The sequence below is a fragment of the Kordia sp. E genome, from assembly GCF_056033805.1.
The window spans coordinates 980,170-1,003,217 of record NZ_JBRASR010000003.1; the positions used below are offsets into that span (position 1 = coordinate 980,170).

7 protein-coding genes are annotated in these 23,048 nt (G+C 31.6%); all 7 read left to right on the forward strand.

The genetic code is table 11. From position 1 onward, the window contains the following. Window positions 1–22 precede the first annotated feature (22 nt). Window positions 23–6,535 carry an amino acid adenylation domain-containing protein gene (locus ACUUYC_RS17370; RefSeq protein WP_474267940.1) on the forward strand — a complete coding sequence of 2,171 codons (6,513 nt, stop codon included), beginning with the start codon at window positions 23–25 and terminating at the stop codon, window positions 6,533–6,535. 35 nt (window positions 6,536–6,570) lie between these two features. After that, window positions 6,571–14,436 carry an amino acid adenylation domain-containing protein gene (locus ACUUYC_RS17375; protein WP_474267941.1) on the forward strand — a complete coding sequence of 2,622 codons (7,866 nt, stop codon included), beginning with the start codon at window positions 6,571–6,573 and terminating at the stop codon, window positions 14,434–14,436. Between the two features lie 148 nt (window positions 14,437–14,584). Then, window positions 14,585–16,159, forward strand: coding sequence for an NAD(P)-binding domain-containing protein (locus tag ACUUYC_RS17380; protein WP_474267942.1), 1,575 nt, complete (start codon window positions 14,585–14,587; stop codon window positions 16,157–16,159). Window positions 16,160–16,397: 238 nt separating this feature from the next. Next, complete coding sequence (locus tag ACUUYC_RS17385; protein WP_474267943.1) at window positions 16,398–18,044, forward strand: MBL fold metallo-hydrolase; 1,647 nt, start codon at window positions 16,398–16,400, stop codon at window positions 18,042–18,044. A 25-nt stretch (window positions 18,045–18,069) separates the two neighbouring features. Beyond that, window positions 18,070–20,460: a TonB-dependent receptor gene (locus ACUUYC_RS17390; RefSeq protein WP_474267944.1), complete on the forward strand. Its 2,391-nt coding sequence runs from the start codon at window positions 18,070–18,072 to the stop codon at window positions 20,458–20,460. 80 nt (window positions 20,461–20,540) lie between these two features. Further along, window positions 20,541–21,257 carry a thioesterase II family protein gene (locus tag ACUUYC_RS17395; protein ID WP_474267945.1) on the forward strand — a complete coding sequence of 239 codons (717 nt, stop codon included), beginning with the start codon at window positions 20,541–20,543 and terminating at the stop codon, window positions 21,255–21,257. A gap of 123 nt (window positions 21,258–21,380) precedes the next feature. Continuing rightward, window positions 21,381–23,012 carry a cyclic peptide export ABC transporter gene (locus ACUUYC_RS17400; protein WP_474267946.1) on the forward strand — a complete coding sequence of 544 codons (1,632 nt, stop codon included), beginning with the start codon at window positions 21,381–21,383 and terminating at the stop codon, window positions 23,010–23,012. Window positions 23,013–23,048 lie beyond the last annotated feature (36 nt).

Genomic DNA, 23,048 nt, shown 5'->3' on the forward strand with positions numbered 1-23,048 from the left:
CAACTACTATAAGACATTATTTATGAATGAATTTATAAATAAAATAACGGCATTAGGATTAAGTTTGGAAGCACAAGGTGACTCTTTATTATTAAAAGGAGCCAATGGGAAACTATCTCCAAGTGAAATTTCCATGATCCAAAAAAACGCTGATATTCCTACGTTTATTAAAAACAACAAATCGGAGTTGATAGCGCATTTAACAAAGACTGTAACCTACGACGGTAAAATAAACAAAAAAGATATATCAGCTTTATATGAATTGAGTCCACTACAAGAAGGGATTTTATTTCATAGCTTATACAGTCCGGCTGGAACTACCTACAAAACACAATTTAGTATGGAGTTTTCTGATGGATTAAATTTAGAGGCTTTTCAGAAATCGTGGGAATATTTGATAAAAAATCACACAATACTTCGAACATCATTCATTCACGATCAATTAAGTGTTCCAGTACAATGTGTATATAAAGAAACGCCACTTGCATATACGTTACTAGACTTTACAAACTATACAGGAACTGAATTAGAAGAGAAATTTCAAGAAGTAGTATTAGAAGAGCGAAAAAAGGAATTCAATTTCAAAAAACCACCGTTAATGCGATTGACTTTAGTAAAAACAGGAACTAAAGCCATTCGAATGATTTGGACAAAACATCATATCCTTTGGGACGGTTGGTCTGGACAAATATTAATGGGCGAATTTTTACAAGCATATAATGCCTACACAAATCATAGAGTTCCACCAGTAGTAAGAGAAGATAAGTTTGAAGATTACATAAAACATATCAAGGCAATTGACCCAAAAGAGGAAAAAGAATTTTGGCAAACATATTTGAACGGATTTGAAAAATCTACACTATTACCTTTTGTAAATAATGCGGTAAAAGAAGAAAACAAAAAAGGAATCTTTAAAGAAGTTTCTACACATTTAGATACTGCATTTACAAGTGAACTTAATACGTTTACTAAAAAACTAAATATCACTGTAAATACATTATTACAAGGAGTTTGGTCGTTATTATTATCAACGTATACAACTAAAAATGATGTTGCATTTGGAGTAACGGTTTCTGGTAGACCAGCAGAAGCAAAGTATGAAAAGAAAGTAGGATTGTATATCAATACGATTCCATTGCGAACAAAGATTGACAAAGATCAATCCATTGCAACTTGGCTACAATCTTTACAAATTGGACACGCTAAAGCAAGAGCTTTTCAACATGCTTCTTTAAGTGAGATAAAAAGAAACAATAATATCAATGATGACTTTTTTGATTCAATCTTAATCTTTAGAAACTTCCCAATCAAAGCTTCTAATGGTGAAAAATCGGAAGATTCATTAGCAATTCAGAAGTATAGTGTAAAAGAAAATAATAACTATCCGTTATCGATTCAAGCAGATTTACACGAAACATTAAATGTAGATTTTCAATACAACAGTGACCTAATTGATGAAGCACATATAAAAATGATCCGAGATCACTTTGAATATGCTCTACATAAAGTTATCACATTAGCTGATGAAAAATTAAGTGCATTTAGTTTAATATCTGACGAAGAGGCACATAAAATACAATACGAGTTTAATACCGCAGCAATACCTTATGATACAACGGTAACTGTTTTAGATTTAATTCAAAAACAAGTTAAAAATAGTCCGAAAGCTATTGCATTAACGTATAAAGAGCAGCATTACACATACCAAGAATTAGATGAAATATCTAATCAATTAGCAAGCTACCTAACCGAAAACTATTCAATTAAAACAGAAGATTTAATCGGAGTTCAGTTAGAGCGAACAGAATGGTTAATAATAACATTACTAGCAATTCTAAAATCTGGAGGAGCATATGTACCATTAGATCTGAACTATCCTGAAAACAGAGTGAAGTTTATAGCAGAAGATACAGGATATAAAGTATGTGTGACCAAAGAAATTATAGCTGATTTCATTAAAAATCAAGTTAATTATTCGAAAGCGAATACAATTGAGAATAAAATCACGGCTGAAAACTTAGCCTACGTTATCTATACTTCAGGTTCTACAGGAAACCCAAAAGGAGTAATGCTAGAACATAGAAACTTAGCATCCTTTTTACTAAACATTGAAGATCAATTAGGCTATACAGATGGGAAAAGTGTGGCAGCTACTACAAATACAGTATTTGATATCTCTATTCTAGAAATATTTGGCGCCTTAGCACATGGAAAACAATTAGTAGTAATTGGTGATAAAGATTTAATAGAGCCTGAAAAATTACTAGGAGAATTAAACAAAAATAATGTTGAAGTTTTACAAATAACTCCATCTCGATTATTACAATTAAAAGATGTCATTTCTAAAGCAGCAATTCCTTCTCTAAAACATTTACTAATTGGAGGAGAAGCATTTCCTAAAGAAGTATATGACAATTTAGAATTCATAGCACATTTAAACATCAAAAATGTATATGGTCCAACAGAAACAACCATTTGGAGTACATTCTTAGATATAAAATCGAGCACAAGTTTATCTATAGGGAAACCTTTTCAAAACGAAAAAACATACATTCTAAATGAAGAAAGTCAAATGCAGCCTATAGGAGTTGTTGGTCATTTATGTATTGGAGGAGATGGTTTAGCAAGAGGTTATCTAAACAATACATCATTGACTGATGAAAAATTTATAAATAATCCTTTTATAGCGGGTGAGCGTATTTACAAAACGGGTGATTTAGCTAAATGGTTACCTGATGGAAACATTGAATACATTGGTCGTATAGACAATCAAATAAAAATTAGAGGGTATCGAATAGAATTAGGCGAAATTGAAACAGCAATTCAAGAAGTTGCAACGGTTCAAAGAGCAGCGGTATTAGTTAAAAAAGGAAAAAACAATCATGCACAACTAATTGCTTTTGTGATTGGAAATGAAGAAATAGATACTACTTTAATAACGAAGCACTTAAAGGAAAAACTTCCTGCATATATGAGCCCGAGTGCAATTATACAAGTTGCAGCATTTCCGTTGAGTAATAGTGGAAAATTAAATAGAAAAGCATTACTAGAACAATTTGAACTACCAGAAAGAGTATATGTTGCTCCAACAACGATTGTAGAACATAAGTTAGCCGAAATTTGGAAAGAACTATTAGGACTTGAAAATGTTAGTATTGAAGATGATTTCTTCTTAATTGGAGGTGATTCCATTCTCTTAATTCGAATGTTGACACAATTAAAAAAACAGCTTCAAAAAACGGTAGACTTACAAACGATATATGAGTATTCAATCTTAAAAGATTTAGCAAACTTCATAGAAACTGCTGAAGAAGAAGATAGAAACAACAAGCAAAGACAATTAAAAAATGATGAAATAACAGCTGTAAAAGCAACTGTACTTTCAAAACTTGAAAATGCTTCAGGTATAGAAGATGTATATCCAATGCGCGATATTCAAGAAGGAATGATTTACGAATATTTCAAAAGTCAGGACAAAAGTGTATACCATGATCAATTTGTATATGTAGTTCCTTTTATTGAGTTTGAAATTTTCCAGAAAGCCTTCAAGCTAGTTGTAACGAAGCATGAAACACTACGAACGGCATTTAACATGACTGATTTTAGTGAAAACTATCAAATAGTATACAAAGAAGTTCCTGCGACAGTTCAGTATGAAGATATTTCAAATCAAACACAAACGGAGCAAGAAAGTTATATCGAATCGTTTTTACAAGAAGAATTAAAAGACAAATTCATACCACATAACGCGCCATTATGGAGAGCTAAAATCTTTAGACTCACAGAAGGTACAATGGTATATGTGTTCCAATTTCACCATGCAATTATTGATGGTTGGAGTTTAGCAATGCTGAATACAGAATTGTATGAAATATGTATGAAGCTGCAACAAAACGAAAACTTTATTCCACAATCATTAAGCGGAACCAATAAAGTTGCAGTTATAGAGTCATTAATAGAACAAGAAAATCCAAAAAACACAAACTTCTGGCAATCGTATTTAGAAGAATATCAACTCTTAAATATACTTTCAGAAACATCAGTAGATAAAAACCATCAAGAATTTTTTCAAAATGTAGACTTAGTAGCTATCAAACAAATGGCTAGTACATTAGGAATTCCATTAAAAACAATCTTCTTAGGTTCGTTCATATACACATTACAACTTATGACGTATGAAACGGATATCACTATCGGATTGGTTTCAAATAATAGGCCTATTAGTGAAGATGGAGAAAAAATACTAGGTTGTTTCTTAAACACGGTTCCATTTAGAGTTCAAACAGATAAAGAAGGTGATACATGGAAAGAGTTTTTATTAAATATTCAAAAAAACTTAGATGCACTAAAAACAAGAGATCGCATCTCTTTACAGCAAATTAGTGCCATTATTGGTGAAGATCCAAAGGCGACAAGCAAGATATTTAATATAGGTTTCAACTTTACAAACTTCCATGTTTACAATGAAATGGGGAAAGTTTCAGAAGATGTAGAAGTACAAGAAACGGAAGCTGTAGAAAGAAATGATATAGAACTCAATTCTTACGAAAGAACGAATATAGACTTTGGTATTTCAGTTGGAATTACGGGCGATCAATTAAAAGCAACATTTAGCCAGAAAAAAGAATTAAACTCTGGAATACAACTGGAAGAATTTGTTCACAACTATGAAAGCATACTTACAATGCTTAGTGAAAATGTTGAAGCTACAATTGATCATCGCAAAATCTTTACGCAAACTACAAATGAAACGCTTTTGACTAGGTTTAACGATACTGTTGCTCCATATCAAAAAGACAAAACAATTGTCGGTGTATTTAGAGACCAAGTGCATGCAAACCCAAGTAAAGTTGCTTTGTGGTTCAGAGAAGAGCAAATGACCTATGCAGAATTAGATACAGCATCAAATCGTTTGGCAAACTATATACTAGAGCAAAAAGCACTTTTGGTTGAAGATTTCATAGGAATAAAACTAGAAAGAGATGAATGGCTAATTGTTACAATTCTTGCCGTCTTAAAAACTGGATGTGCATATGTACCAATTGATCCTAAAAACCCAGCAGATCGAATTGCATTTATAGAAGCTGATAGCAATTGTAAAATCATCATTGATCCAGATTTCTTAGCTACATTCTTCGCAACAGAAGATGTTGATGAAACGTTACCACAAACAACATTGACAGCAGATAACTTGGCATACGTAATCTATACTTCGGGCTCTACTGGAAAACCTAAAGGAGTATTGATTGAACATCGTTCAGTAATAAACCTTATAGAAGACCTCACAAAAACATTAGATTTTACAAGCGAAGACAAGTCCATATTGATGATAAACCATGCGTTTGATGCATCAGTAGAGCAACTATTTTTAGTCTTGTTAAATGGCGCAACTGTTGAATTAGCTCCTGAAGGATTCATTTATGATCCGTCATTGCTAAAAGCAAGAATTATAAAAAGAGGATTGACACACATTCCTGGACCACCAAGTTATTTAAATCAATTAGAAGGTTTAGAAACATGCTCAACTATAAAAAGAGTTGTAACTGGAGGCGAATATTTCCCGTATGCATTAGCTCAAAAGATAAATGGTTATACTCGATTTTTTAATGAGTATGGACCAACGGAAGCTACGGTAACTGCTACTGTATTTGAGTTTGAAGGACAATATGAAGAAGACAAAATCATTCCGATAGGAAAACCAATGGCAAACGTTGAAGTGTACATTTTATCCAAAAACTTAAAACTACAAGCGCCAGGCGTTATTGGAGAAATATGCATAAGCGGAGACGGATTAGGTAGAGGATATTTAAATAGACCAGAACTAACAGCAGAAAAATTTGTAAAAAATCCATTTAAAAAAGGAGCACTTTTATACCGAACTGGAGATTTAGGAAAATGGTTGCCAGATGGAAATGTCGTTTTCATCGGAAGAAAAGACAATCAGGTAAAAGTACGAGGTCATCGTATTGAAATAGAAGAAATAGAGCAAGTATTACATCAAACAGAAAATGTAAAACATGCCATTATTGATATTAGAGAAGTAAATGATGAAAAATCAATAGTAGCGTACATAGTTGCCAAAACGGATGTTTCAAAAACAGACATAAAAGAAGCACTTGCTAAAAGATTACCAGAATACATGGTTCCTAACTATTATGTCATTATGGATGAATTTCCAACGACATTCAATGGTAAAATAGATCGAAAAGCATTGCCAAGTATTTCAGAAGAAGATATTATCAAAAAAGAATATGTAGCACCAAGAAATGAAGAAGAAGAAAGATTGGTAAAAATATGGCAAAGACTTCTCAATGTAGCACAAATAGGAATTAAGGATAGCTTTTTTGAATTAGGCGGAAACTCATTATTAGTCTTAAAAGCAATCACAACTATTCAAGAAGAATTTGACATCAGTATTCCGATAGATGTTTATTTCAAATTAATGACTATTGAGAATATTTCTGATTACATGGATTCAATAAAAATCTCCAAGGAAGAAATAGAAGAGGACAATTACGAAATCTTTGAACTGTAAATAACACTTTATTCAAAAAACATAAAACCATTACCATGAATACTGAGATTATTCAACTCATAAAAGCGGCTGCGAAAGAAGGTGTTTCTTTATTTATAGGAGATAACCGACTTCAATATAAAGTGATTAAAGGTGTAAAACCTAATGCAAGCTTAATTGATGACATTAGAAATCATAAAGAGCAGATCTTTAAGATGCTAAAGAATCAGCAAGAACATGAAAAAGGAATTCTTAAAGGTGAAATCTCTAAGTTAGATAGCACTGTTATAAAAGAAATTCCGTTATCATTTTCTCAAGAACGCTTGCATTTTATTGATCAAATGGGCGGAAGTCAAGAATATCATATTCATGCAATTTCTAAATTTGCTAAAGATTTAAATAAAAATGTATTACAAGATGCTTTTCGCGAAATCATGCAACGACATGAAATATTACGAACCATCATTAAAATAGAAAACGGGAATGCTTTTCAGGAAATTCAATCAGAAGCAGAATGGAATTTAGAGCACATTGAAGCTGCAGAAAATACAGTAACAGCTATTGCACAACAGTTTATTAGCAAACCATTTGCATTAGACAATGATTATATGTTGCGTGCTGCAGTAATTGATACGAAAGAAGAATACACATTAGTTATTGTATTGCATCATATTGTTACCGATGGCTGGTCTATGAGTATTTTGAATAAAGAATTATTTCAAAGTTATCAAGCAAAATTAACGAATCAACCTTCAAATTTACCGCAATTAGCAATTCAGTATGCTGATTATGCGGTTTGGCAACGAGAACAATTACAAGGAGAACTATTAGAAGGAAAACTAAATTTTTGGAAGGAATATTTACAAAATAGCATTGCTTTAGAATTGCCATTAGATTACAATCGTCCGGCGGTAAAAGAAATTGAAGGGCGTTCTATTTCGTTTCTAATTGCGAATGAAACTACAAAAGAACTTAATAAAATAGTAGCTTCAGAGCGTATTACACTATTCTCGTTATTATTAGCGTCATTAAAAGTATTACTTTATAAATATACAGGACAAGAAGATATTTGTATTGGAACTCCAGTAGCAAATAGAGGACACAAAAGTTTAGAAGAATTAATTGGATTCTTTGTAAACACCATTGTATTGCGATCTCAAATTCCTGCTAAAAGTGCATTTATTGAATTTGCTAAAAAAGTAAACACAGAATTACTTGAAGTATACAAACACCAAGATACACCGTTTGAAAAAGTAGTAGATAGCATTTCTAAAGAAAGAAGTCAAAGTAGATCTTTACTATTTGATGTATTATTTGCGTTTCAAAACCAAACAGCGCCGTCGGAAATTGAAATTTCAGTTGACAAATATGACGAGTTTGTAATCAATGATACATTTGCGCAGTTCGATATCACATTCAACATCAAAGAAACTGCTGCCGGATTGGTTGTTTCTATTGAATACTTAAAAAGTCTCTTTAAGCAAGAAACTATCGAAAGAATGTGTAATCATTTCAAGCAAATACTCACTACAATAGCAGGTAATGCACAACAAGAAGTACAACAAATAGATATTGTTACGGAAGAAGAAAAGCATAAGTTATTACATGAATTTAACGAAGTTGAAGTTACGTATCCTAAAGAAAAAACAATTGTAGATTTATTTGAAGAACAAGTTGCAAAAACACCAAACAACATTGCGTTAGTTTTTGAAAATACACAATTGACGTATGCTGAAATAAACGCAAAATCTAATCAATTAGCCGAATATCTAAGAAATGAATTCAATATTCAATCAGACGATTTAGTTGGTGTATTACTAGAACGTTCGGAATGGATGGTTATCGCATTATTAGCGGTCTTAAAATCTGGAGGCGCGTATGTTCCGATAGATCCAAATTATCCTGCTGATCGTGTTGCATACATGACAAAAGATAGCAACTGTAAAGTAGTTATAGACCAAAATGAGTTAGAAAAATTTATGGCTGTAGCCGAAAACTACACTGTAAAAAACTTAGCCAAACAAAACACACCACAAAACTTAGCTTACGTAATATACACTTCAGGAACCACAGGAAATCCTAAGGGAACACTAATAGAACATGAAAATGTAGTTCGGTTATTTAAAAATGAAAAAGATTTATTCGATTTCACCGAAAATGATGTTTGGATTCTATTTCATTCCTATTGTTTTGATTTCTCTGTTTGGGAAATGTATGGCGCGTTACTATTTGGTGGAAAATTAATAGTTGCTCCTTTTGAAATAGCAAAAGACACCAATCTATTTATTGATTTATTAGTAAAAGAAAAAGTGACTGTTTTAAACCAAACACCTTCATCTTTCTACAATCTAATTTGGATAGAAACTGAAAAGCCAAACAAAGACTTAAACCTTCGTTATGTAATCTTTGGAGGAGAAGCGCTAAGTCCTGGAAATTTAAAAAAATGGAATCTAAGATATCCAAACGTGAAACTCATCAACATGTATGGGATTACTGAAACGACTGTACACGTTACTTATAAAGAAATTACCCAAAAAGAAATAAATCAAAACATTAGCAACATAGGAATGGCAATTCCGACCTTAACGAGTTATGTATTTGATCAAGAGCAAAATTTAGTTCCTATTGGAATAGTTGGTGAATTATTTGTTGGAGGCGCAGGTGTTGCGAGAGGATATCTTAACAGACCTGAATTGACAAATGAACGATTTATTCAAAATCCTTTTAATCCAACGGAGAAACTATACAGATCTGGAGACAAAGTACGATTACTTCACAATGGAGAAATGGAATACTTAGGGCGTATAGACAACCAAGTAAAAATAAGAGGTTATCGTATTGAATTAGGTGAAATAGAAAATGCAATAAAAGCGTATTCAGTCATAAAAAATGTTGCATTACTTGTAAAAACATTAGAACAAGGACATGCCGTATTAATCGCTTTTGTAGTATCTGACGAAACAATTGATTTAGACCAACTAAAAGTATATCTAAAAGGAAAATTGCCAAACTACATGGTTCCTGGAATCTTTTTACAAATAGAAAAGCTTCCTGTAAATCACAATGGAAAATTGGACAGAAACATACTTTTAGAATTAGTAGATGTTTCTAAAGAAGATTATATCGCTCCGCGGAATGAAACTGAAGAACGTTTGGTAAACATTTGGAAAGAATTATTACACCTAGAACAAATAAGTGTTGAAGATGACTTCTTCTTAATTGGTGGAGATTCTATTATCTTAATTCGTTTAATATCTCAAATCAAAAAAGAATTTAAACGTGAAGTAAAACTAAGTCAAGTATATGAATATCCTACAGTTGCTGACTTGGCAAAATTTTTGGATGAAGCCGAAGAAAACCAAGCGAATAGACTTTCGATAAAAGAAAAAATTACATCAAAAATTACTACGATAAAGACAAGTTTCATGTCGCAAGCAATTGATAGCGAAAACATTGAGGATGTATATCCAATGAGTGATATACAAACAGGAATGGTGTTCGAGTATTTTAAAGGCGATGCAGGAAACATATATCATGATCAAATGCTATATACAATACCGATAGTCGATTTTGAAATATTTAAACAAGCAATACAATTACTTACAGCAAAGCATGAAACTTTAAGAACTAGATTTAACCTGACAGATTTTGAATATGGACTGCAAGTGGTTCACAAAACTATTTCGACAGATCATCTTAGTTATGAAGATTGTACAGCATTAAATACTGAAGCACAAGAAGCACATATAAGAGCGTATTTAGAAGCAGAAAAAAATAATAAATTTCCAATAGACAAAGCGCCATTATGGAAAGCAAAACTCTTCATAATATCTCAAGATACTATGGTTTATGTATTCCAGTGTCATCATGCAATAATTGATGGTTGGAGTTTAGCGTCACTAAATGCAGAGTTAAGTTCTACCTGTAAAAAATTAAGTTCAGGAATAGCAGTTGTACCGCAACCTTTAAAAGTGACCAACAAGGAAGCTATTATTGACACGCTAATTGGAAAAGAAAACAAAGAAAATCATACATTCTGGAAAAATTATTTAAACGGTTTTCAACGACTAGATTTATTTACAGAAGACAAAATGTATCAAGTTGTAGAAGAAAAATTTTCAAATTATACATTCTCAGAAGTAAAAGAAGCCTCAGAAAAACTAGGAATTACATTGCGAACATTATTCCTTGGAACCTATTTATACGCACTAAATACCATACAATATGGAGCAGATGTAACTATCGGGTTGGTAACAAATAACAGACCAGCACATGAAGATGGTGATAAAGTTTTAGGTTGTTTCTTAAATACGATTCCTTTCCGAATGCAACTAGAAAACAATGCATGGTCATGGAAAGAATTTTTACAGAATGTACATCAAAATCTAGATGCATTAAATGCTACGGATCGATTGTCATTACAAGACATTAGCACAATAGTTGAGCACAAAGACATTACAAATAATCCATTTTTCAACATCATATTCAACTTTGTCAATTTTCATGTATATGATAAGATGGTAGTTGATAAGGTAGCGGAAAAAACTGTAAAAGAAACTTCGGAAGCTCCAAAAATGAATCTGAAATCATTTGAAAATACAGATGCTTACTCTGACTTTTCAATAAGTGTTACGGGAGAAGAATTAAACGGTTCTTTCAAGCTAAAAAGAAAATTAAAATCAGGAACAACACTAAACGATTTTGTTGCTTATTTTAATCACATATTCCAGAAAATAATTTACACACCAGAAGCTCTCGTAAAAGACACAAACATATTGGAAGTGAATAATGGAATCACACAACTGACTTCGTTTAATGCAACTAAAAACGAGTATACAACGACAAAAACAATTGTAGATCTATTTGAAACACAAGTACAACAAACACCAAATGCAATTGCAATAGAATTTGAAAATACAACATTGACATATGTTGAATTAAACGAAAAGGCAAACCAATTAGCACATTACCTTAAAACGCAAGGTGTACAACAAGAATCGTTAGTAGGAATCTGTTTAGACAGATCGTTAGAAATGATGATAGGATTAGTTGGAATCCTAAAAGCTGGTGGCGCGTATGTTCCTATTGATCCTTCGTATCCTATGGAAAGAATCAATTATATTCTTGACGATATCAATACGCCAGTTTTACTTACAACACAAAAACATGTAACAAAATTAAGTACAGGAAATCATAAAGTAATTGTAATAAATGCGAATGCGGAAGCTGATTCAAACAATCATAATCCTGAAGTAGTTCTTAAATCAACGGATTTAATGTATGTAATATATACGTCAGGATCTACAGGGAAACCAAAAGGTGTAATGAATCAGTATGATGGAGTTGTCAATCGTTTGTTATGGGCAAGAGATTGTTATCAACTGACAAGTAAAGATGTCATATTACAAAAAACAACGTATTGTTTTGATGTTTCGGTTTGGGAATTATTCTTACCATTAATTACTGGTGTAAAACTTGTATTGGCTAAGCCAGAAGGACATAAAGACAATGGATACTTAAAACAGCTTATCACAGAAAAGAAAGTAACAACAATGCATTTTGTGCCTTCAATGTTAGCTTTGTTTCTAGAAGAAATACACTTAGGTGAATGTCCAAGTTTAAAACAAATTACCTGTAGTGGAGAAGCCTTAAAAACGAACCATGTACAAGAATTTAGAAAATGTTTTTCTAACACAAAACTATACAATCTTTACGGACCAACGGAAGCAGCAATTGATGTTACATTTTGGGATGTACCTTTAGCGGAAGAAACCTTAGAAAAAGTAAGTATTGGAACGCCAGTGGCAAATACGAATATTTACATTTTAGATACATTCTTAAATCAGCAAGCAATAGGAATCATTGGAGAATTATGCATTGGAGGAATTCAAGTGGCAAGAGGTTATCTAAATCGTCCAGAATTGACAGCTGAAAAATTCATTCAAAATCCACACAATGCAAACGAACGTTTGTACAGAACTGGCGATTTAGCACGATGGAATGCAAATGGAACAATTGATTTTCTAGGAAGAAAAGATACACAAGTTAAAATTAGAGGTTTACGAATAGAACTTGGTGAAATAGAACAAGTAATCTTAAAAACGGAAAGCGACATCACTCAAGTTGCTGCATTTGTAGAAGAAGTAAATAATCAAAAAAGTATTGTTGTATATCTAGTTTCTACAACTGAAATAGATAAACAACACTTACGAACACAAATAGCACAAGAACTTCCAGATTATATGGTGCCTAGTTATTTTGTTCAAATAGAAACAATTCCATTAACATCAAACGGGAAAATTGATACGAAAAGTTTGCCATCTGTTGGAAGTGAAGATGTCATACAAAACGCATATATAGCACCTGAAACACCAATTGAAAAAGCAATAGTTTCTATCTGTGAAGAAATATTAAATATAGAAAAAGTTGGAGTCCAAGATAGTTTCTTTGAATTAGGTGGAAACTCATTGAATGCAATACAACTCGCTGCTAAACTTAGATTACAAAATTATCAATTAGACATTGTTCAAGTATTAAAAACACCAAAAATCATTGAATTAGCCGCTTTTGTAACGCACAACAATCGTACTGAAGCTTTCAGAAAAATGATTGACAAAGACGATTACAAAATACCAACACAACTTTCAGAAAATCAAAAACAATACTTCAATGAAAATGCTGAATATACACATGCCGTAGGAAGTTTTGTGTTGATCTTGAAAGATTTTGACAAGGAACGATTCATGAAAGTTATAAATGAACTATTCAACTTAGTCCCTTCGTTACGTCTTCAATTCTATACGAATTCTGAAAATGAAATGCTTCAAATTCCAATAGCTGTAGAAAAATTTACACCAAAAATCATAGAAGAAGAATTTGACTATATAGAAAAAAGCAGCACAGAAATTCAAGCATTATTCAAAAAAGAAAGAGCAATTCCATTTCATCTTGAAGAAGGAGAAGTAATGCGAATACATATATGTAAAGACAAAAATCATGCAGCTATTCAATGTACAATACATCATGCAGTAACTGACGATTATTCAAATCGATTAATTCAAAAACACATTGAATCTGCATATAATCAATATGTAAATGTACAAGTACTAAAAGAAGGATATCAAGCGTATCAAAAACTACAAAGTAAATTTTTACAAACAGAAATGTTTACAGAAAAATTAGCGTATTGGAAACAACAATTGCTAGCTGTTATTTCTCCAAGTATGGAAAAGGAATTTGTAGCAAACATTAGTAAACAAGATGCAGTAGAAGTAGCAGTTTCAGATTATTACATTACAGGAGAAACATTTGAAAACTTAAAAACAATAGTGCAACAAAATAACACTACGATGGGAAGTTTCATGCAAGCAATGATATGCATGGCTAATTATAATTCATCTGGCGAAACTTCATACATATTTAATACCGCTTTAAATGGGCGTGATGTAAACTTATATGGATATGATTTATCTGATGCAATCGGACAATTTTCAAATGTAATTCCATTAGCGGTTTGCTTAGATGAAGACAAATCAGTTATTGAAAATATACAAGCAATTCAAGAAGTATACTCAACAGGAAGAAAATACCAAGAAGTACCTTATAAAAAGATACAAGAAGTAATATTTGAAGCTACAAATAAAGAACTAGATCAGTTTATTACAGGAATGTTCAATAGCAATGAATTGAAGACACATCTTGATGAAAATTTGGTAAATACTCAAGAATTAGTAGCACAAAAACAATTGTATCCAATTGATGTGAAAATCTCCATCTATCAAAATGGAATTCATATCAACTATAGTAAAAAAGTAGACTTCAATACAAGTGAAAAATATCAATATACAAATGAACATTTTACTGCATTGATTCAAAAAATACTCACTAAAACAAACCTAGAATTAGCTGGATTGGCTAATTAAACAGTGAGTTAAATTTCCCCCTCGATTTTTTATAATACATGACATACTAAAACTGTATGCAAGCTTTTAATGCTAGCGATTAGCATGAACAAATCTTAACTAAATAATTTATTAAAAAAGGGAATTTTATTAACCAATTTACACACAAATGAAAAAGAAAGTTATCATTATTGGAGCCGGTCCAGGAGGACTACAATTAGCTTATTACCTACAACAAAGCAACATTGATTATGTTATTATTGAAAAAGCAGACATTCCAGGTCATTTTTTCAAGAAATTTCCAATTCACAAAAAATTAATCTCAATCAATAAAGTAAACACTGGATTTGATGATGCAGAGGTTAACATGAGATTCGATTGGAATTCATTACTTGCTGATGATTATGGAGTATTATTTTCTCAATTTTCACAAGACTATTTTCCTGGTACCGATGTACTTTTGGACTATATGGCAAAGTATGCGGAAACATACAACCTAAACATCAAGTACAACACAGAAGTAGAATTAATTACAAAGGATGAAACATTCAAAGTAAAAACTTCTGAAGGAACTTACGAATGTGAGGAATTAGTAGTTGCAACAGGATTAAGAAAACCATATTTGCCACCAATTGAAAACATAGAAATGTGTACAAACTATGTTGATTTGGATACAAACTATGCAAAATATACAGGGAAACGTGTCTTAATTTTTGGAAAAGGGAACTCTGCTTTAGAAACAGCAGATGCTTTAATTCCTTATGCAACACTTATTCACTGTTCAAGTCCACATCCATTAAAACTGGCTTGGGAAACACACTTTGTTGGAAACTTAAGAGCAATCAACAACAACTTTTTGGATACGTACCAATTAAAATCTCAGAATGCACTTTTAAATGCTGATGCGACAAAAATTGAAAAGAAAGGTGATAAATACCACGTAACATTCCTATACGGAAATGCACACGGAGAAGTAGAAGAAATCATATATGATGATATTATTGTATGTGCAGGATTTATGTTTGATAGTAGTATCTTCCACGAAAGTATCACTCCAGAATTAAGCATCAAGGACAAGTTCCCAAGTCAAAAATCAAACTGGGAATCTACAAATATTGATAACCTATACTTTGCAGGAACAATTACACAAGTAAGAGATTATCAAAAATCAACTTCTGGATTTATCCATGGATTTAGATACAACAGTAAATGTTTAGCACACATGTTACAAAACAAAATACTTGGACAAGCGTGGCCTGCATATGAGAAAAACTATATTTCTTCTGATGAAGTTGCAGATAAAATTGTTGAAAACGTTAACAAAAGTTCTTCTTTATGGCAACAATTTGGATTTATTGGTAGTGCATTAGTAATAAATGAAGAAACCAATTCTTGGAAACTTGTATACGATATTCCTGTAGACTATATCAAAGATAATAGAGACCAATTTGGGAATAGATACTACATGATCACATTAGAATACGGAAACGAATTCTTTGAAAAAGCCAAAAGCGTATTTAATGTAGAAAGAGTACACAAAGATGATGTGGATAATGCACATATGAGTCCTGGATTACACCCAATTATCAGACAATATGTTGATGGTGAAGTAGTATCTACGTATCATATGATCGAAGATTTTGAATCGCAATGGAATGATGAAGTAAGACATGTAATTCCATTAAAGAAATATATGAAAAAAGAATTAGCAGCATTAGAAGCTTCAGAAGTTCAAATGAACTAATCCATTATAAAATAGCACATTAAATAGTATTTGTGTTGCGTTTCTGATGTAATTACAAATATTATTTAATGCTGCTTTTATAACTTCTTAAATTTTCTGTAAAAATAATAAAGAAAGTGTGTAACAATTTCTTAAGTCAATCGTGTTATAAAATATAATCACGACTCTTTTAAAGAAATTGTATTGCATACATACACTTATTATTGATTAAGATAATAAACGTTTTAATAAAAGAATTATGAATATAAAAAATGACGATTTAGTATATATTAAGTCGAATTTAGTCATAGAACCACTAATTGATAATTGGTATGCATGGCCACACATAGTGTCACCAGCAACCGCTGCAATGAACATAAAGACGAGACATCTCAAAATAATGAAGTCTTATGTTCAAAATCCTAAAATACATGCAGCTGCAGTAAAAAATCCTAAAATGCTTGGCGGACCTTTCATTGATTATGATGGAAAGCGAGTAGAAGAAATACAAGCTTTAATAGACAAAACAACAACTGATTGTGCTAGCTTATTACAATTAAATGACGAGATTTTAGAGCTAAACGAACTATTAAAGAATTCTGCAAAAGGATATTCAATGAATGATTTATATTCTAAAATACCAGAAAATCTTCAAGGATTGGTAGAATTAGTATATGATATTAATGATAATCCATCATTTCGATTTTTTGAAGCACTTTTATACGAAACAGAATATTACAATGAAGCTATACAAAGCTTTAATCTATTCTTAGTAATAGATGATGATTCAAGAACATTTGTATTAAGTACACCAAAACTACCTTCGCCAGAAATATTAAGAGTAGATCTACCATTCAAAAGCCAAGAAATTGATATGCTTTTTGAAATGTCTAGAACACCGAAAACCTATAAAGAAATAACTGAAATTTTCAATATTACTCCTGAAAACGAAGCATTATTTAGAACTTTCTTTACAACAGAAGCTCCAAAGCCATATAAAAAATATGATGGTGATGGTGTATTGACAAGATATTTTGGACATGCATGTATCTTAACGGAAACTAGAGATACAACTATATTGGTTGATCCTTTAGTGAGTTATGGATATGAATCTGATATTTCAAGATTTTCGTATGAAGATTTACCAGAAACGATAGATTATGTATTAATCACACACAATCATCAAGATCATATTCTTTTTGAAACATTACTTCGTCTACGAAACAAAATAAAGCATGTTGTAGTACCTAAATCTGGTGGTGGAAGTCTTCAAGATCCAAGTTTAAAACTGATGTTTGAAAAACTAGGATTTGATAGCGTAATAGAAATAGGAGAAATGGAAGTATTACGTTTCGATGACTGTTCTATTACAGGCTTACCATTTATAGGAGAACATTGCGATTTAGATGTAAGAAGTAAAATATGTCATAGTGTTGAATTTAAAGATGGATATAAAATTCTATTCGCAGCAGATTCTTGTAATGTAGCACCGCAATTATATAAAAGAATACAAAAAATAATAGGAAACATAGACGTAATCTTTTTAGGAATGGAATGTCATGGAGCGCCATTATCATGGTTATACGGACCAATAATTCCGCAAGCAATCCAAAGAGATATGGATGAATCACGAAGACTTGCTGGTTGTAACTTTGAACAAGCCAAAGCCTTAGTGGATGTCTTTAATCCTGATAATGTATTTGTATACGCTATGGGAATGGAACCATGGTTAAAATATATTAGTTCTATTAAATATACAAGTGAGTCAGAACCAATTGTTCAATCAAATATGTTAATAGAGTATTGCCTTAACAAAGGAATTGAACCAGAACGATTATTTGGTGAAAAAATTATTGAATACAAGCACAACGAAACAACCCCGATATTAGAAGAAACCAATTATTAATCATAACAAAACAAAAATGAAATTAATGAATCATAAAATAATTGTACTAGCACTGCTATTTATATGCTCGGGCTTATATGCCCAAGAAGAATCTAGCACTAATATTGGTACAATATCAGGGAAAGTACTAGATGAGAATTCAGAACCATTGCCATATGCTACAATTGTAGTAGAAGGTGCTGATAATAAAATTTTAGTAGGTGGAATAACGGAAGACAATGGTAAATTTAAGCTTAAAAAAATACCTCTTAAAAAACTAACTCTAAAGGTCAGTTATACAGGTTATAAAGGATATACTAAAGAAATTACATTGAGTCCTTCTAATAAAAGTTTAAATCTTGGCGAAATTGTTTTAGTTCAAGATGAAAATGCATTAAAAGAAGTTGTTGTAACAGGAGAAAAGAGTACGTACTCAATAAAGAGAGACAAAAAAGTATTTAATGTTGGAAGAGATGTGTTAGCACAAAGTTCATCAGCGATAGATATCTTAAACAATATTCCTTCTGTAGCAGTTGACCCAAATGGAGTGGTAAGTTTACGTGGAAGTAATAACGTAACGGTATTAATCAATGGACGTCGTTCAGGATTGACACTAAGCAACGCATTAGAACAAATTCCAGCAGCAAACATTCAAAAAGTAGAAGTAATAACAAACCCATCTGCACGTTATGATGCAACGGGTTCTGCGGGAATCTTAAACATCATTCTAAAGAAAAATAAAAATGGTGGTATTAATGGACAAGTAATGGTTCGTGCTGGAACGCCACAAGATTTTCGTATAAATCCTACTTTCAACTTTAAAGCAGGGAAATTTAATTTCTTCTCTACTTTAGGATTCAGATCTACTGATTATGTTGGATTGTATAAATCGACACAAACATCTACAAGTTTAGGTCAAAACGTAACATTAGAACAAGTTGAAAACGAAGATAGACATGATGATGGACGTTTAATTTATGTTGGAGCTGATTACTATATTGATGATAATAACAGTTTAACATTAGCTTTCTTTAGAAACGGAACAAAAGATACGGATGATACACGTATAGACTATGATTACTTTACAGGATCAAGTTTAAGCGAGGTTATTCAACGTAATGGAAAATCGGAAGAAAACAGAGGATACAATCAATTAGAATTCAATTATACAAAGCGTTTTGAGAAAAAAGGAAAACGTTTCTCAATAGACTTACAATATGATTTCTGGAATAGTGATAAAGATTGGAATTTAGGTACTCAAACAATAGCTCCAACACCAATACAAGGAGATCAGTTGCGTACAAATAACGACAGTTCTAATAATGACTTTGTATTTCAATCAGACCTTGTAACGCCAATGGGCGAAAAGTCAAAATTTGAAGTTGGAGTAAAAGCAGAAAATCGTCAAGTTTCAAACAAGTTCTTAGCGGAAGTCTTAAATGGCAATGTATGGGACGTTTTTAACGGATTGAATAACGATTTAGATTACCGTGAAACTATAATGAGTGCGTATGTACAATATGGTTCAGAAATTGGGAAGTTTAACTACCAAATAGGATTGAGAAATGAAAATACAACTGTGAAAATTGAAGATGTAGATCAGGTATTCAATTCAACAAAGAAATACAACAATCTATTTCCAACGGTAAACTTAGGTTACAACATGTCAGAAACGTCAACTTTTCAATTAAGTTACAGTAGACGAATCAATAGACCGTCATTATTCAACTTAAATCCATTTACGGAAATTAAAGATTTCAACTTCCAAACTACTGGAAACCCTGACTTAAATCCTTCGTATACAAATGCTTTTGAATTAAGTTATTTCAAGAAATTTAGTAAAATGACGCTTAATACTTCTATATATTACAAGCGAACAAAAGACTTCTTTCAGGATATAATTACTCAAAATGCGGACGCTTCGTTTACTTCATCACCTGTAAACTTAGACGTAGAACAACGTTACGGATTTGAATTGTCATTAATGTGGAGAGCTGCAAAATGGTTAAACCTTTTCTCTGACTTTAACTATTATAGCTTTACTCAAGATGGAGATTTTGGTGGAGAAAATTTTGATGTTTCGGATGAATTATTACAAATTCAATTCAGTGCACAATTTAGATTGCCAAAAGACTACAGATTGCAAGCATTTGCATTGTATAGAGGAAGAACAGAAAATGCACAAACGGTTACTAAACCAGTTTCATTCTTAAACTTATCGTTAAACAAATCATTTTTCAATGACCGATTAACTGTAGGATTGAATGCAGAAAACATTTTCGATTCAAGAATATTCAAGCAAGTAACAACAGCTGCAGATTACTCATTAAACAGACGTTTAAAGCGTAATAAAGAACGTTTCAACATCTCGTTGGTATACAAGTTCACAAACAAGAAATTTAGAGAACGTTACGAGAATACTGGAAACAGAGACTAAATTTTTTATAACTCTTATCACATATAGCATGCTCTTCATCATAAAGAGCATGCTATATATTACCTTTCAAATACAAAATCATGTATAAAAAAAAGTCACAATTGATATTGTTGCACTTTGCTGGTGGAAGTAAATATTCCTATGATTTTCTTAAAAAATACTTTAAGAATACAAACATAGAAATACATGCTTTAGAATTACCAGGAAGAGGAAAACGCCATCAAGAAGATTTTGTAAAAGATAAAGAAGCTGCAGTCAATGATTACATTCATCAAATAAAACAACTTAGAAACAATCAGCCATATTTAATTTTTGGACATAGTATGGGTGCAACACTCGGACTTACCATTACAAAAAGAATGGAGGAAATAGGAGATATTCCTATCTCATTAATAGTATCAGGAAATCCAGGTCCAGGCATAAAAGAATATGCAGGAAATGAAAAACGATACTTGATGAATGATGTTGATTTTAAAGAAGAATTAAGAGAATTAGGCGGAGTTCCTGAAGAGGTATTAACCAATGAAGAACTCTATAGTTTTTTTGAACCTATAATGCGCGCTGATTTTAGAGTACTTGAAAATGATGAATTTTCAGAAAAGAACACAAAATTAAAAACACCTATACTCGCAATAATGGGTGATGAAGAAATTACGAATACGAAAATAAATAACTGGAATACGTTTACAACTGGAAATTTTAGAAGTAAAATATTCAAAGGAAATCATTTCTTTATTCATGACAACGCAAAACAACTTGCAGATCTTATCATATCACAAAGCTTAGTAGTATACTAAATACTTAAACTAGCAAAACCTTCAAAGTATATCTGAATTCTTATTGAATTCGCTATTCTTAAATCGATTAACAACGAATATAATAACTATAGATTTTTATCTATACTAACGACAATCAAGACAATGTTGAAATTAAAATCAAAAAACATTATCTATTTAATATTGTATGCAATACCAAATACAATTTTAAACTTTGGTATTATATATATCATAAATAATGTGCTTTCTGGAAATGAAGCCTTTCTACAAGATTATACCGCAATCGTATTTTTAGCCATTGTATGTTATGCTTATTTATTAAATATAATATTTCAAAAAAGGTTGAATCAATTCACATTTAAAGTTCTATACGACAATGAGAAAAAACTATTCAGGCAAATACTAAAAGCACCATTAACAATGTTAGAAAAGTATGGAACACAGCGTTTCTATACGGCAATGGAAGATTTACGAATATTCTCTAACTTTCCATATACAGTAACACATACGGTAAGTTCATTATTAATGTTGGTATTAGGTGTTATCTACATGTTTACCCTATCTACAATTGCAGCATTCATTGTAGTGGCACTAATAGTATTAGTCGCTATATGTTACTTTATTGTAATGAATTCAATGTCTAAAGATGTTGGAGTTTTACGAAAATATAATGAACATTACTATAATTATGTTACGGATTTAATTTCTGGGTTTAAAGAATTAAAACTAAGTGCTTCACGAAGAAAAAACATCATGAAAAATCACTTAGGACCAAACAGAGATAATTCAGAAGGGTTAGACTTTAGAATCAACTATGTATTTCTTTCTATAAATATGATTAGCCAATACGGATTATACTTCGTAATAGCTGCAATCATGTTTGGATTACCAGCTTTAGGGTTGTTAGAGCGCGCTGATGTTATCGCTTATATTGTTGTAATTCTATTTATATCTGGTCCTATAAATAATCTAATTAATTTACAACAATCATATACGCGTTTTATGGTGGCAAGTCGCAGAATAAAGACGTTTATGAAAGATTTTCAGATCGAAAAGGACATCGAAATAAAAGAAAGTGCAGATCATGAATTTAAATCATTAGCATTCAAAAATATTGGCTTTAGCTATAAAAGTGAATCGAATGAAAAAGCATTTGAATTAGGTCCTGTCAATTTTGAAGTGAAGCAAGGTGAAGTTGTATTTATAGTAGGAGGAAACGGTTCAGGAAAAAGTACCTTCATCAATATCTTAACAGGTTTATATGAACCAAGTGCTGGAGATATTATCATAAATGGTGAATCAAACAAAGAAATCAAGCAAGACCTACAAGATTCGATTGCGGCAATCTTTACAAACAATCATATCTTCTCTAACAATTATGATAACTACAATCTGGAAAACAATGAAGAGTATAGCGAGTTGCTAAAAACAATGCAACTTGATAAAGTGATTACAGATGATAAGGAAGAGTCTGCAAGAAGAAACTTCTCGAAAGGACAGAGCAAACGTATGTCTATGATTTTTGCATTACTAGAGAAAAAGCCAATTTTGGTATTAGACGAATGGGCAGCCGATCAAGATCCACATTTTAGAAAATATTTCTACGAAGAACTAATTCCAAAACTAAAAAGAGAAGGAAAAACAATTGTTGCGGTGACACATGATGATGCGTATTTCCATCAAGCAGACCGAATTGTAAAATTTGACTATGGACAAATTGTAAAAGATGTGCATGTAACAAGTCAAAACAAGCTTACTGAAAGCCTTTGGGCATAATAGAATACACTTATTTCTATTCACTATGTTACGTAT

Excerpts from the sequence above, each read along its gene's own strand:
- ACUUYC_RS17370 (WP_474267940.1), top strand. The coding sequence starts at position 23 with ATGAATGAATTTATAAATAAAATAACGGCATTAGGATTAAGTTTGGAA.
- ACUUYC_RS17375 (WP_474267941.1), top strand. The coding sequence starts at position 6,571 with ATGAATACTGAGATTATTCAACTCATAAAAGCGGCTGCGAAAGAAGGT.
- ACUUYC_RS17380 (WP_474267942.1), top strand. The coding sequence starts at position 14,585 with ATGAAAAAGAAAGTTATCATTATTGGAGCCGGTCCAGGAGGACTACAA.
- ACUUYC_RS17385 (WP_474267943.1), top strand. The coding sequence starts at position 16,398 with ATGAATATAAAAAATGACGATTTAGTATATATTAAGTCGAATTTAGTC.
- ACUUYC_RS17390 (WP_474267944.1), top strand. The coding sequence starts at position 18,070 with ATGAATCATAAAATAATTGTACTAGCACTGCTATTTATATGCTCGGGC.
- ACUUYC_RS17395 (WP_474267945.1), top strand. The coding sequence starts at position 20,541 with ATGTATAAAAAAAAGTCACAATTGATATTGTTGCACTTTGCTGGTGGA.
- ACUUYC_RS17400 (WP_474267946.1), top strand. The coding sequence starts at position 21,381 with ATGTTGAAATTAAAATCAAAAAACATTATCTATTTAATATTGTATGCA.